The organism is Arthrobacter sp. NEB 688 (assembly GCF_013201035.1).
Taxonomy (GTDB): domain Bacteria; phylum Actinomycetota; class Actinomycetes; order Actinomycetales; family Dermatophilaceae; genus Phycicoccus.
On the sequence record NZ_CP053707.1, the window covers coordinates 3,036,932 to 3,049,494 of the forward strand.

Annotated in this window: 11 protein-coding genes; all 11 read right to left on the reverse strand. The window is 74.8% G+C overall.

Features of this window, described 5'->3' with window-relative positions; translation table 11 throughout:
* Positions 1-2: 2 nt before the first annotated feature.
* Complete coding sequence (gene argH / locus HL663_RS14275) at positions 3-1,448, reverse strand: argininosuccinate lyase (protein ID WP_173028992.1); 1,446 nt, start codon at positions 1,446-1,448, stop codon at positions 3-5.
* Positions 1,445-1,948 (reverse strand): arginine repressor, encoded by a 504-nt coding sequence (locus HL663_RS14280; protein WP_173030191.1) that lies wholly within the window; start codon positions 1,946-1,948, stop codon positions 1,445-1,447. Before HL663_RS14280 ends, argH begins: the two co-directional genes overlap by 4 nt.
* Positions 1,945-2,892, reverse strand: coding sequence for an ornithine carbamoyltransferase (gene argF / locus HL663_RS14285; protein WP_173028993.1), 948 nt, complete (start codon positions 2,890-2,892; stop codon positions 1,945-1,947). Before argF ends, HL663_RS14280 begins: the two co-directional genes overlap by 4 nt.
* Positions 2,889-4,103: an acetylornithine transaminase gene (locus HL663_RS14290; protein ID WP_173028994.1), complete on the reverse strand. Its 1,215-nt coding sequence runs from the start codon at positions 4,101-4,103 to the stop codon at positions 2,889-2,891. Before HL663_RS14290 ends, argF begins: the two co-directional genes overlap by 4 nt.
* Positions 4,096-5,043, reverse strand: a complete 948-nt coding sequence (gene argB, locus HL663_RS14295; RefSeq protein ID WP_173028995.1) for an acetylglutamate kinase — start codon at positions 5,041-5,043, stop codon at positions 4,096-4,098. Before argB ends, HL663_RS14290 begins: the two co-directional genes overlap by 8 nt.
* A 13-nt stretch (positions 5,044-5,056) precedes the next feature.
* Positions 5,057-6,211, reverse strand: a complete 1,155-nt coding sequence (gene argJ, locus HL663_RS14300; protein WP_173028996.1) for a bifunctional glutamate N-acetyltransferase/amino-acid acetyltransferase ArgJ — start codon at positions 6,209-6,211, stop codon at positions 5,057-5,059.
* Entirely contained in the window at positions 6,211-6,615 is a 405-nt protein-coding gene (locus HL663_RS14305; protein WP_173030192.1) for an ACT domain-containing protein, read from the reverse strand. The genes argJ and HL663_RS14305 overlap by 1 nt, the downstream gene beginning before the upstream one ends.
* Before the next feature lie 5 nt (positions 6,616-6,620).
* Complete coding sequence (gene argC / locus HL663_RS14310) at positions 6,621-7,664, reverse strand: N-acetyl-gamma-glutamyl-phosphate reductase (protein ID WP_173028997.1); 1,044 nt, start codon at positions 7,662-7,664, stop codon at positions 6,621-6,623.
* Positions 7,665-8,060: 396 nt separating this feature from the next.
* On the reverse strand, positions 8,061-8,876 hold the full coding sequence (locus HL663_RS14315; RefSeq protein WP_286175648.1) for an SDR family oxidoreductase: 816 nt from the start codon (positions 8,874-8,876) through the stop codon (positions 8,061-8,063).
* A complete protein-coding gene (gene pheT, locus HL663_RS14320) occupies positions 8,873-11,422 on the reverse strand; it encodes a phenylalanine--tRNA ligase subunit beta (RefSeq protein ID WP_173028998.1) in 2,550 nt (849 codons plus the stop codon). The genes HL663_RS14315 and pheT overlap by 4 nt, the downstream gene beginning before the upstream one ends.
* Entirely contained in the window at positions 11,422-12,516 is a 1,095-nt protein-coding gene (pheS, locus tag HL663_RS14325; RefSeq protein ID WP_173028999.1) for a phenylalanine--tRNA ligase subunit alpha, read from the reverse strand. The genes pheT and pheS overlap by 1 nt, the downstream gene beginning before the upstream one ends.
* Between the last annotated feature and the right edge of the window lie 47 nt (positions 12,517-12,563).

Below are 12,563 nucleotides of genomic sequence, written 5' to 3' on the forward strand. Positions count from 1 at the left end.
GGTCAGCGGGCCTGCGGCAGGTCGCGCGACCAGGTGCGGGCGGTCGCGACGAGCGCCTCGACCCGGTCGAGCTGCTCGGCGACGCGCACCGGTGCGGTGCCGCCCAGCGCGGAGCGCGACGCCATCGAGCCCTCGACCGAGAGAACGTCGCGCACCCCGGGCGTCAGGTGCGGCGAGACGGCCGCGAGGTCGTCGTCGGTGAGGTCCCAGAGCTCGATGCCGCGCTCCTCGCAGGCCCGCACGGACGCGCCGGCGACCTCGTGGGCGACGCGGAACGGCACGCCCTGGCGCACGAGCCACTCGGCGACGTCCGTGGCGAGCGAGAACCCCTGCGGGGCGAGCGAGGCCATCCGCTCGGTGTGGAAGGTCAGCGTCGCGACCATCCCGGAGAACGCGGGGAGGAGCACCTCGAGGGTGTCGACCGCGTCGAACACCGGCTCCTTGTCCTCCTGGAGGTCGCGGTTGTAGGCCAGCGGCAGCGCCTTGAGGGTCGTCAGCAGGCCCGCGAGGTCGCCGACGAGCCGGCCGGCCTTGCCGCGAGCGAGCTCGGCGACGTCGGGGTTCTTCTTCTGCGGCATGATGCTCGACCCGGTCGAGTACGAGTCGTCGAGCGTGACGAACGAGAACTCCTTCGTCGCCCAGAGGATGACCTCCTCCGCGAGCCTCGAGACGTCGACGGCGGTCATCGCGCAGACGAACGAGAACTCGGCGACGAAGTCGCGCGAGGCGGTGCCGTCGATGGAGTTCTCGACCGCGCCGGCGAAGCCGAGGTCGCTCGCGACGGCCTCGGGGTCGAGCCCCAGGGACGACCCCGCGAGCGCACCGGACCCGTACGGGGACACCGAGGTCCGCGCGTCCCAGTCGCGCAGCCGGTCGACGTCGCGCAGCAGCGGCCACGCGTGGGCGAGGAGGTGGTGCGAGAGCAGCACGGGCTGCGCGTGCTGGAGGTGGGTGCGCCCCGGCATCGGCACGCCGAGGTGGGTGCGCGCGTGCGCCACGAGCGCGTCGACGACGTCGAGGACGAGCCCGGCGACGACGCGGGCGTGCTCGCGCAGGTACATCCGGAAGAGGGTGGCGACCTGGTCGTTGCGCGAGCGCCCGGCGCGGATGCGCCCGCCGACCTCGGCCCCGGCCCGCTCGATGAGGCCGCGCTCCAACGCGGTGTGGACGTCCTCGTCGGACTCGGCCGGGACGAAGGCCCCGGACTCGACGTCGGCGCGCAGCCGCTCCAGGCCGTCGAGCATCGCCTCGAGCGTCGCGTCGTCGAGGAGGCCGGCGGCGTGCAGGACGCGGGCGTGCGCCCGGGAGCCGGCGAGGTCGTGCGGCGCGAGCCGCCAGTCGAAGTGCGTCGACTTCGAGAGGGCGGCGAGGGCGTCGGCCGGGCCGCCCGAGAACCGTCCGCCCCAGAGGCTCACGGAGGCGGAGGAGTCGGTGTCGGGCGGGGTCACGGGGTGTCCTTCCGGGTGTACGACAGGAGCCGGTCGACCACCTCGCGGCTGCGGGCGGGTCCGGACGTGATGACCATGATGGTGTCGTCGCCGGCGATCGTGCCGAGCACCCCCTCCACGGAGGTGTGGTCGATGGCCGACGCGAGGAAGTTCGCGGCGCCCGGCGGGGTGCGCAGGACGACGAGGTTGGCCGAGTGCTCGGCGGCGACGAGCAACTCCTGGCAGCGGGCGGCGAGGCGGGTCGTGCGCTCGTCCTCGTCGGGGGCCGGGCGGACCGTGCGGTCGCCGCCCTCCCCCGGCACGGCGTAGACGAGCGACTTGCCGACCCGCACCCGCTCGGCGCCGACGTCGACGAGGTCGCGCGAGAGGGTCGCCTGCGTGACCTCGATGCCGTCGCCGGCCAGCAGGTCGAGCAGCTCGGTCTGGCTGCGCACCGGCGTGGCCCGCAGGATCTCGGTGATCCGCTGCTGGCGGGCGGCCCGGGAGGTCGAGACCGTCACGCGCTCGCCCCGGCCTGCTCGACGAGCCACGACAGCAGCGCCTTCTGGGCGTGCAGCCGGTTCTCCGCCTCCTGCCACACGACCGAGCGCGGGCCGTCGATGACCTCGGCGCTCACCTCGTAGCCGCGGTAGGCGGGCAGGCAGTGCAGGAAGACCGAGCCGTCGGCGGCGTGGGCCATCAGGGCGTCGTCGACGGCGTACTTGGTGAAGGGGCTGCCCTCGCCCTTGCGGTCGTCGGCCTGCGCCTCCTGGCCCATCGAGACCCAGGTGTCGGTGGCGACGGCGTCGGCCCCGGTGACGGCCTCGACGGGGTCGTCGGTGACGAGGACCGAGCCACCCGTGGAGGCGGCGACCTCGCGGGCGCGCTCGACGACCTCGGGGGCCGGCGGGTGGCTGGTCGGGGTGCCGATGCGGACGTGCATCCCGGCCGTGGCACCGCCGAGCAGGTAGGAGTGCGCCATGTTGTTGGCGCCGTCGCCGACGTAGGCGAGGGTGCGGCCGGGCAGGTCGCCGAGGGTCTCGCGCAGCGTCAGCAGGTCGGCCAGGATCTGGCACGGGTGGAAGTCGTCGGTCAGCGCGTTGATAACCGGCACACCGGCGTACGCGGCCATCTCGGCGAGGTCGGACTGCGCGAAGGTGCGCCAGACAACCGCCGCCGACTGCGGGCCGAGGATGCGCGCGACGTCGGCGACGGACTCGCGCACGCCGACCCCGGCCAGGCGCCCGTCGACGACCATCGGGAAGCCGCCGAGGCCCGAGACGGCACCGACGAACGACACCTGGGTGCGCAGGGTCGGCTTGTCGAAGAGGATGGAGACGGTGCGGGGGCCCTCGAGGCGGCGGTCGGAGAACGGCGCGGCCTTGAGCGCGAGGGCCCGGTCGAGGACGGCGGTCTGCTCCGCGGGCGAGAGGTCGTCGTCGCGCAGGAAGTGGCGCAGGGTCATCGGGTCTCCTCCGTGGCGAGGTCGAGCAGCCCGGGCAGGGCGTCGACGAACAGGTCGAGCTGGTCGGCGGTGACGACCAGAGGCGGGGCCAGCCGGATGGCGTCGGGCGCCACCGGGTTGAGGATGAGGCCGGCCTCGCGGCCGTGCGCGGCGACCGCCGGGGCCCACTCCCCCGCGAGGGTGACGGCGCGCAGGAGGCCGGCGCCCCGGATGCCGGTGACGCGCGGGTCGCCGAGCGTCGCGATGCGCTGCTCGAGGTGCTCGCCCATCGCCCGGGCGTGCTCGACCAGCCCCTCGGACTCGATGGTGTCGAGGACCGCGAGCCCGGCCGCGCACGAGAGCGGGTTGCCGCCGAACGTCGAGCCGTGCTGGCCGGCGGTGAGCATCCCGGAGACCTCGGGGCCGAAGGTGACGAGCGCGCCGATGGGCACGCCGCCGCCGAGGCCCTTGGCGAGGGTCATCGCGTCCGGCACGACCCCGGCCTGCTGCCAGGCGAACCACGAGCCCGTGCGGCCGACGCCGGTCTGGATCTCGTCGAGGACGAGCAGGGCGCCGGCCTCCGTCGTCACGCGGCGGGCGGCGCGGAGGAACTCCGGCGACGCCGGCACGACGCCGCCCTCGCCCTTGATCGGCTCGAGGACGACCGCCGAGGTGTCGGCGCCGACCGCGGCCTCGAGCGCCGCGACGTCGCCCCACGGCACGTGGACGACGCCGGGGATGAGCGGCTCGAAGGGCTCGCGGTAGGCGGGCTTGTGGGTGAGGGCCAGCGCCCCCGTCGTGCGCCCGTGGAAGGCCCCCTCCGCGGCGACGATGCCGGTGCGGCCGGTGCGGCGGGCGAGCTTGACGGCCGCCTCGATGGCCTCGGTCCCGCTGTTGCAGAAGAAGACCGCGGACCCGGGCGGCGCGTCGGCCACCTGGAGGATGCGCTCGGCGAGCTCGACCTGCGGCACCGACGTGTAGAAGTTCGACACGTGGACCAGCTGGCCGGCCTGCTTCGAGACGGCCGCGACGAGGGCCGGGTGGTTGTGCCCGAGCGCGTTGACCGCGAGGCCGCCGACGAGGTCGAGGTAGCGGCGACCGTCGACGTCCCACACCCACGCGCCGTCGCCGTGCTCGAGGACGAGCTGGGGCCGGCCGAAGACCTGGACGAGGGCCGACTCGTAGCGGCCGAGGAGCTCCTCGGTGTGCGGGGCGGGCTGTGCCTCAGGCATCCTCGCCCTCCTCCCGGTCCGGCAGGACCATCGTGCCGATGCCCTCGGAGGTGAACACCTCGAGGAGGATGCTGTGCGGCTGGCGGCCGTCGACGACGTGCGCCTGCGGGACGCCGTTCTCGACCGCGCGGATGCACGCCTCGAGCTTCGGGATCATCCCGGCGTCGACGCGGGTCAGCAGCTCGCGGGCGGCGCTCGCGCGCAGCTCCGAGAGCAGGGAGCCACGGTCGGGCCAGTCGGCGTAGACGCCCTCGACGTCGGTGAGGACGACGAGCTTGCGGGCGCCGAGCGCGACGGCGAGGGCGGCAGCGGCGGTGTCGGCGTTGACGTTGAGCACCTGGCCGTCGACGTCGAGGTCGGGCGCGATGGTCGAGACGACGGGGATGCGCCCGGCGTCGAGCAGGTCGAGGACCGCGCCGGGGTCGACCTCGACGACGTCGCCGACGAGGCCGATGTCGTGCTCCTCGCCGTCGACCGTCACGCCCCGGCGGCGGGCCCCGAAGAGGCCGGCGTCCTCGCCGGAGAGCCCGACGGCGACGGGTCCGTGCTGGTTGAGCAGCCCGACGAGCTCGCGGCCGACCTGACCGGTCAGGACCATCCGGACGACGTCCATCACCTCGGGCGTCGTGACGCGCAGCCCGCCGCGGAACTCGGACTCCAGGCCGAGGCGGTCGAGCATCCCCTTGATCTGCGGGCCACCCCCGTGGACGACGACGGGCCGCAGCCCGGCGTAGCGCAGGAAGACGATGTCCTGGGCGAAAGCGGCCTTGAGCGCGTCGTCGGTCATCGCGTTGCCGCCGTACTTGACGACGACGAGGGCCCCGCGGAAGCGCTCGAGCCAGGGCAGCGCCTCGACGAGGGTCGTGGCCTTGGACTGGGCGACGCGCAGGGCCGCGGCGTCGATCGCGCCGCGCAGGGACTGCTGCTCGGGTGGGGTCATCGGTCCTCTCCCGTCAGGTGGAGTACGCGGAGTTCTCGTGCACGTAGTCGTGCGTGAGGTCGTTGGTCCAGATGGTCGCCGTGGCGTCGCCGGCGTGCAGCTCGACGACGACGCGCACCTCGCGGGCGGTGAGGTCGACGAGCGAACGGTCCTCCCCCACACCGCCGGAGCGGCAGACCTGGACGCCGTTCATCGAGACGTCGAGCGTCGTGGGGTCGAACGCGGCGGAGGTCGTGCCGACGGCCGCGAGCACCCGGCCCCAGTTGGGGTCGTTGCCGAAGACCGCGCACTTGAAGAGGTTGTTGCGGGCGACGGACCGGGCGACCTCGAGGGCGTCGTCCTCGGTGGCCGCCGAGCGGACCTCGACCGCGATGTCGTGGTGCGCACCCTCGGCGTCGGCGACGAGCTGCCGTGCGAGGTCGGCGCAGACCGCGGTGACGGCCTCGGTGAGCGCGCCGGCGTCGGCGGGCGTCCCGGAGGCGCCGGAGGCGAGGATGACGACGGTGTCGTTGGTCGACATGCAGCCGTCGGAGTCGACCCGGTCGAAGGTCTCGCGGGTGGCGGCGCGCAGCACGCCGTCGAGCGCGGCCGGGTCGACGACGGCGTCGGTCGTCACGACGACGAGCATCGTCGCGAGGGCCGGCGCGAGCATCCCCGCGCCCTTGGCCATCCCGCCGACCGCCCAGCCGTCGGGGTGCGTCACGGCGGCGGTCTTCGCGACGGTGTCGGTGGTCATGATGGCCTCCGCCGCCGCGGGCCCGCCGTCCGTCGAGAGGCCGGCCGCGGCGGCGTCCACGCCGGGCAGGAGCAGGTCCATCGGGAGCCGCTCGCCGATGAGCCCGGTGGAGCAGACGACCACGTCGCCCGGGGCCAGGCCGAGCGTCGCCCCGACGTGCTCGGCGGTGCGGTGGGTGTCCTGGAAGCCGGGCGCGCCCGTGCAGGCGTTCGCGCCACCGCTGTTGAGGACGACGGCGTCGGCGCGGCCGTCGGCGACGGCCACGCGCGACCAGGTGACCGGCGCGGCCTCCACGCGGTTGCCGGTGAAGACCGCGGCGACGTGGTGGTCGGGGCCGTCGTTGACGACGAGCGCGAGGTCCGGTCGGCCGGAAGCCTTGAGCCCGGCCGTGACGCCGCTGGCGCGGAAGCCCTTCGGGGTGGTGACGGACATCAGCGCAGCCTTCCGGACAGGGAGCTGGGGGTGACGACGAAGCCGGCGCGGCGCCAGGCGGCCGAGGCGTCCTGGGTGCGGTCGGACGGGACGAGGACCCAGTCGGTGTCGAACGTCGAGATGCCGAGGACCGAGATCTGCGCGTCGACGAGCGGGGCGAGGATGTCGGCGAAGACGCCGACCGCCGAGAAGTCCAGCGGGCCGGCGACCTCGACCGCCCGGAACGGGCCCTCGGTGCGCGAGCCCGCCGGCACCGAGGCGCTGGCGCAGACGACGGAGGTCTCGTCGGCGGTGCGGGTCAGCGACGCGAGCGGGCCGGTCGTCCAGTCGAAGGCGGGCACCTCGCCGCTCGGCAGGCGCACGACCGAGACGTCCTCCGGGTGCTCCATGAGGTGCAGGGGCATCGCGCTCACGGGGCCACCCCCGCCACGGGCAGCCCGGTCGTCTCGGGGAGCCCGAGCGCCAGGTTGAGGCACTGGACGGCGGCGCCCGCGGTGCCCTTCGTGAGGTTGTCGACGGCCGCGACGACGACGACGCGTCCGACGCGCTCGTCGAGGACGACCTGGAGGTGGACGCAGTTGCTGCCGAGGACGCTCGCCGTGCTCGGCCAGCGCCCCTCCGGCAGCAGGTGCACGAAGGGCTCGTCGGCGTAGGCCGCCTCCCACGCCGCCCGGACGGACGCCGCGGTGACGCCGGGGACCGCGCGGGCCGTGGCCGTCGCGAGGATGCCGCGGGGCATCGGGGCGAGCGTCGGCGTGAAGGAGACGGTCACCTCGCCCGCGCCGCAGGCCGTGAGGTTCTGCTCGATCTCGGGGGTGTGCCGGTGCACGCCGCCGACGCCGTAGGGAGACATCGCGCCCATCACCTCGGAGCCGAGCAGGTGGGGCTTGAGCGACTTGCCGGCGCCCGAGGTGCCCGAGGCCGCGACGACGGTGATGTCCGCCGGCTCGAGGACGCCCGCGACGAGGCCGGGGGCGAGGGCGAGCGACACGGCCGTCGGGTAGCAACCGGGCACCGCGATGCGCGTGGCGTCGGCGAGGGCGGCGCGCTGCGGACCGTCGGCGGTCGGCAGCTCGGGCATCCCGTAGGGCCAGGACCCGGCGTGCGGGGTGTCGTAGAAGGTGGTCCACGCCGTGGCGTCGCGCAGCCGGAAGTCGGCGCCGCAGTCGACGACGACCACCTCGTCCGGCAGGGCGGCGGCCAGGGCCGCGGAGTGCCCGTGCGGCAGGGCGAGGACGACGGCGTCGTGTCCGGCGAGGACCTCGACCGTCGTCTCGTCGAGCACCCGGTCGGCCAGCGGCGTCAGGTGCGGGTGGATGGTCCCGAGGGGCTGGCCCGCGTTGCCGGCGGCGGTGACCGCGCCGACCTCGAGATCGGGGTGCGCGAGGAGGAGCCGGAGGACCTCTCCCCCGGCGTACCCGCTCGCTCCGGCGACGGCGACACGCTGCGTCATGTGCATGACCATACAGGAGTCGGTACATCCATGCACACGCCGCCCGCCCGCCGACCCCGCACGTGCGGGGTTGTCGCTGTCCGGACCGTCGCCCGACCACGAAAAGCCCGCACGTGCGCGGTTTCCGCTGTCCGCACCGTCGCCCGACCACGAAAAGCCCGCACGTGCGGGGATGTCGCCGAGCGTCGGCCGGGCGGGCGTGCAGAAATCGACACTTTCGTCAGTTCGTGCACGCACCGGCGCGCACCGGCGTACAGGAATCGACACTTTCGTCAGTTCGTGCACGCACCGACCCTCACCGGCGCGCACCGGCGTGCGGGATTCGACACCTTCGTCAGTTTCTGCACGGGACCGGTCGGGGCGTCCCGGGACCGACGCCCGGTCGGCCGCGGCGCGTCAGGCCAGGGGGTCGTCGGGACGCAGGACGAGGTCGAGCATCCGCTCCCCCGGCTCCAGCCCGCGCTCGGCCATCGCCCGCAGCGAGGCCGGGGTGTCGACGCCGGCCCGCACGAAGCGCCCGGAGAACGCGTCGAGCTCGCCCGAGGCGAGGGCCAGCACGAGGGCCGTGACCTCCTCGGGCGCGGTCCACTCGGTGCGCCCGACGTGCGCCTCCATCGCCTCGGTCATGTCGGTGCGCACGACGCCCGGCATGAGGTCGAAGGCGCGGATGCCCCGCTCCCACCCGGCGAGGTGGGTCGACCCCGTGATGCGGGCCAGCGCCGTCTTGCTCACGTTGTAGGCGCTGGCCTCGGCGCCGGCGCGCCGGCCGGCGCCCGAGTTGAGGTTGACGACCCGGCCACCACCGGCCGACAGCAGGTGCGGCGCGACCGCCCACGTCACGAGGTAGGCCCCGAGGACGTTGACCTCGACCGTGCGCCACCACTCGTCGGGGTCGGAGGCGAAGAGGTCGACCTCGGTGTCGATGACCCCGGCGTTGTTGACGAGCAGGTCGATGCGGCCCTGCCGCTCGACGACGTCGGCGACCCACTCCTGCACCGCCGTCCGGTCGGTGACCGGCGCGACGGCCGACGACCCGCGCTCGACGACCCAGCCGGCGTCCTCGAGCGCGTCGGCGACGGCCCGGCCGATGCCCCGCGAGGCACCGGTGACGACGGCGACGAGGTGCCCACCCCGGCCGGCCTCCACCTCGGTGTCCGGCTCGGGGGTCACGTCGCCGTCGTCGTCGACCGGCTCGTCGAGGACGTCGGTCACGCCCGCTGCACCGCCCCGTGGACGCGCGCGGCCTCGGCGACCGCGGCGTCGCGCAGCGCGGACACCTCGTCGGTCGTCATCGTCCGCTCGCGGCTGCGGAAGGTCAGGCGGTAGGCCAGCGAGCGCCGACCCTCCCCGACCTGGTCGCCCTCGTAGACGTCGAAGAGGCGCACCTCCTCGAGGAGGTCACCCCCGCCCGCGACGAGGGCCTCGTGCACGTCGGCGGCCGGCACCGTCGCGTCGACGACGAGCGCGACGTCGCTCTGCGCCATCGGGTAGGTGGCGAGCGTGGTCGCCGTCGCCGTGCGGTCGGCCGCGCGGGTCAGCGCGTCGAGGTCGAGCTCGCCGCCGACCGTGCGAGCCGGGAGCCCGAGCGCCGCGACCACCTTGGGGTGCAGCTCGCCGACGTGGCCGAGGACCGTCCCGTCGGCGAGCGACACGCGCGCGCACCGGCCGGGGTGCCACGGCATCGCGGCGTCGGCGGTGACGACGACCTCGACGCCGAGGGCCGCAGCCACCGCGTCGACGAGCTCGAGGACGTCGAACACCTCGGCCCGGCGCCCGGCGCCCCACCAGCCGGCGCGGTCGCGGTCGCCCGCGAGGAGCACGGCGAGGTGGCGCGGCTGCGGCGGAACCGCGGCGCGGATGGTAGCCAGCGTCTCCTCGGACGGGTGCACGCCGACGTCCTCCGTGGGGGCGGCCTGTCGCGACCCGGTCAGGGCGGTGACGAGCCCGAGCTCGAAGAGCGCCACGTCCTTGGCACCACGGGAGACGTTGCGGCGCAGCGCGTCCACCATCGTCGAGACGAGCGACGTGCGCATCCACGGCTGCTCGTCCGAGAGTGGGTTGGCGATGCGCACGGTGCGCGCCGACTCGGCGGCGACGTCGAGCCCGAGCGCGCTCCAGCGGTCCTCGCCGACGAACGGCGCGCCCCACACCTCGGAGAGCCCCTGCGCGGCGAGCAGGTCGGCGACGGTGCGCCGCACCCGCTGGGCGTGGGTGAGGCCGGAGCCGCCGGGCGGGGTCGGCAGGACCGACGGGATGCGGTCGTAGCCGTGGATGCGGGCGACCTCCTCGACGAGGTCCTCGGCGCTCGTGAGGTCCGGGCGCCAGGTCGGGGGCACGACCGTCAGCACGTCGCCAGCCACCGCCACGCGGCAGCCGATCTGCTCGAGCACCTCGACGACCGTCGCCGCCTCGTAGTCGACGCCGACGATCCGGCTCGGGAAGGACACCGGCATGGTCACGGCGGCCGGCTCGGCCACCGTCCCGACGTCGGTCACGGCGTCGTCCGGCGTGCCGCCGCCGTGGCGGACGAGGAGCTCGACGGCCAGCTGGACCGCGGCGGGCGGCAGCAGCGGGTCGACCCCGCGCTCGAACCGGCGCGAGGCCTCGGACGGCAGGCGGTGCCGGCGGGCGGACCGGGCGATCGACACCGGGTCGAAGTGCGCGGCCTCGATGAGCACGTCGGTCGTGGAGGCCGACACCTCGGTCGAGGCGCCGCCCATGACGCCGGCGATGCCGATCGGCACCTCGCCGCCGTCGGTGATGAGCAGGTCCTCGGGCGTGAGGGTGCGCTCGACGTCGTCGAGGGTGGTCATCCGCTCACCGGCCCGGGCGCGCCGCACGACGATCCGCTCGCCGAGGCGGGCGAGGTCGTAGGCGTGCAGCGGCTGGCCGAGGCCCAGCATCACGTAGTTCGTCACGTCGACGGCCAGCGAGATCGGGCGCATCCCGGCCTCGGTGAGCCGGGCCCGCAGCCAGGCAGGGCTGGGCGCGGTGGTGTCGATGCCGCGCACGACGCGCGCGACGAACCGGTCGCAGCCCGCCCGGCCGCGGATCGGGGCTTCGTCGGCGAGCTCGACGGGGTACCCGCCCGGGCCGCCGGCCGGCGCCGCGGCGGCGAGCGCCGTCACGGGGTCGGTGAACGCGGCACCCGTCGCGTGGCCGTACTCGCGGGCTACGCCGCGGACCGAGAAGCAGTACCCGCGGTCGGGCGTGACGTTGACCTCGACCGTCTCGCGGTCCAGGCCCAGCAGGGCGATGGCGTCGGCGCCGGGGACGCAGCGCTCGAGCATCGCCGGGTCGTCGGCGTAGCGGCGGGTCAGCACGATGATGCCGTCGTGGTCCTCGCCGAGGCCGAGCTCGCGCTCGGAGCAGATCATCCCGGCCGAGACGTGGCCGTAGGTCCTGCGGGCCGAGACCTCGAGCGGGCCCTGCGGCGTGGGCAGCACCCCGCCGGGCAGGATGACGACGACGAGGTCGCCGGCCTCGAAGTTGTGGGCGCCGCAGACGATGCCCTGGGGCTCGCCGGTGCCGTTGGCCGACCCGACGTCGACCGAGCACCAGTTGATCGTCTTGCCGTTCTTCTGCGGCTCCTTCTCGAGCGTGAGCACGCGCCCGACGACGAGGGGGCCGGTGACGCCGCCCCCGTGCAGCCCCTCCTCCTCGAGCCCGACGGAGACGAGCGAGGCGGCGATGTCGAGACCGCGCGCCTCCTGCGGGACCGCGACGTACTCGCGCAGCCACTCGACCGGAACCCGCATCAGATCTCCATCCCGAACTGCGCGTCGAAGCGCACGTCACCCTCGATCATGTCGCGCATGTCGCTGACCCCCGTGCGGAACATCAGCGCGCGGTCGACCCCCATGCCGAACGCGAACCCCGTGTAGCGGTCGGGGTCGACCCCGCAGGCGAGCAGCACGTTGCGGTTGACCATCCCGCAGCCGCCCCACTCGATCCAGCCCGTGCCCTTGCAGGTGCGGCAGTCCGGGTCCTCGCCGCGGCACACGAAGCAGCGCAGGTCCATCTCGGCGCTCGGCTCGGTGAAGGGGAAGAACGACGGGCGCAGGCGCGTGGTGATGCCGTCGCCGAAGAGCTCGGCGGCGAGCCGGTCGAGGGTGCCCTTGAGGTGGGCCATCGTGATGCCCTCGTCGACGGCGAGGCCCTCGACCTGGTGGAAGGCCGGCATGTGCGTGGCGTCGAGCTCGTCGGTGCGGAAGACCCGCCCGATGGCCGCGACGTACACGGGGACGCCGCGCTCGAGGAGCGTGCGGGCCTGGACCGGCGAGGTGTGGGTGCGCAGGACGAGGCCGTCCTGCGGCGGGTCGACGTAGAACGTGTCCTGCATCTGGCGCGCCGGGTGGTCGGCGTCGAAGTTCAGGGCGTCGAAGTTGAACCACTCCGCCTCGATCTCCGGGCCCTCGGCGACCTCCCAGCCCATCCCGACGAAGAGGTCGGCGATGCGCTGCGACATCAGCTCGATGGGGTGGCGGCGCCCGAGCGGGCGGCGGCCGGTGGGCAGCGTGACGTCGACGGCCTCCTCGACGAGGATGCGCTCGTCGCGCTCGGCCTCGAGCTCGGCCTGGCGGGCCGTGAAGGCCTGCCCGACGCGGCCGCGGGCCTGGCCGACGCGCTTGCCGGCCTCGGCCTTCGCGCTCGGCGGCAGCGCACCGATCTCGCGGTTGGCGAGGGCGAGCGGGCTCTTGTCGCCCTGGTGCGCGCCGCGGACGGCCTTGAGCTCCTCGAGGCTGCTCGCACCGGCGGCGCCGGCGAGCGCCGCCTCGACGGCGGCGTCGATGGTGGCGGGGTCGAGCGCGGCGACCTCGACGGGGTCGTAGCTGGTGTTGGGTCCGGACATCTGTCTGCTTCCACGTCGGTCGGGGTCGGCGGCACCGAGTCTAGGGA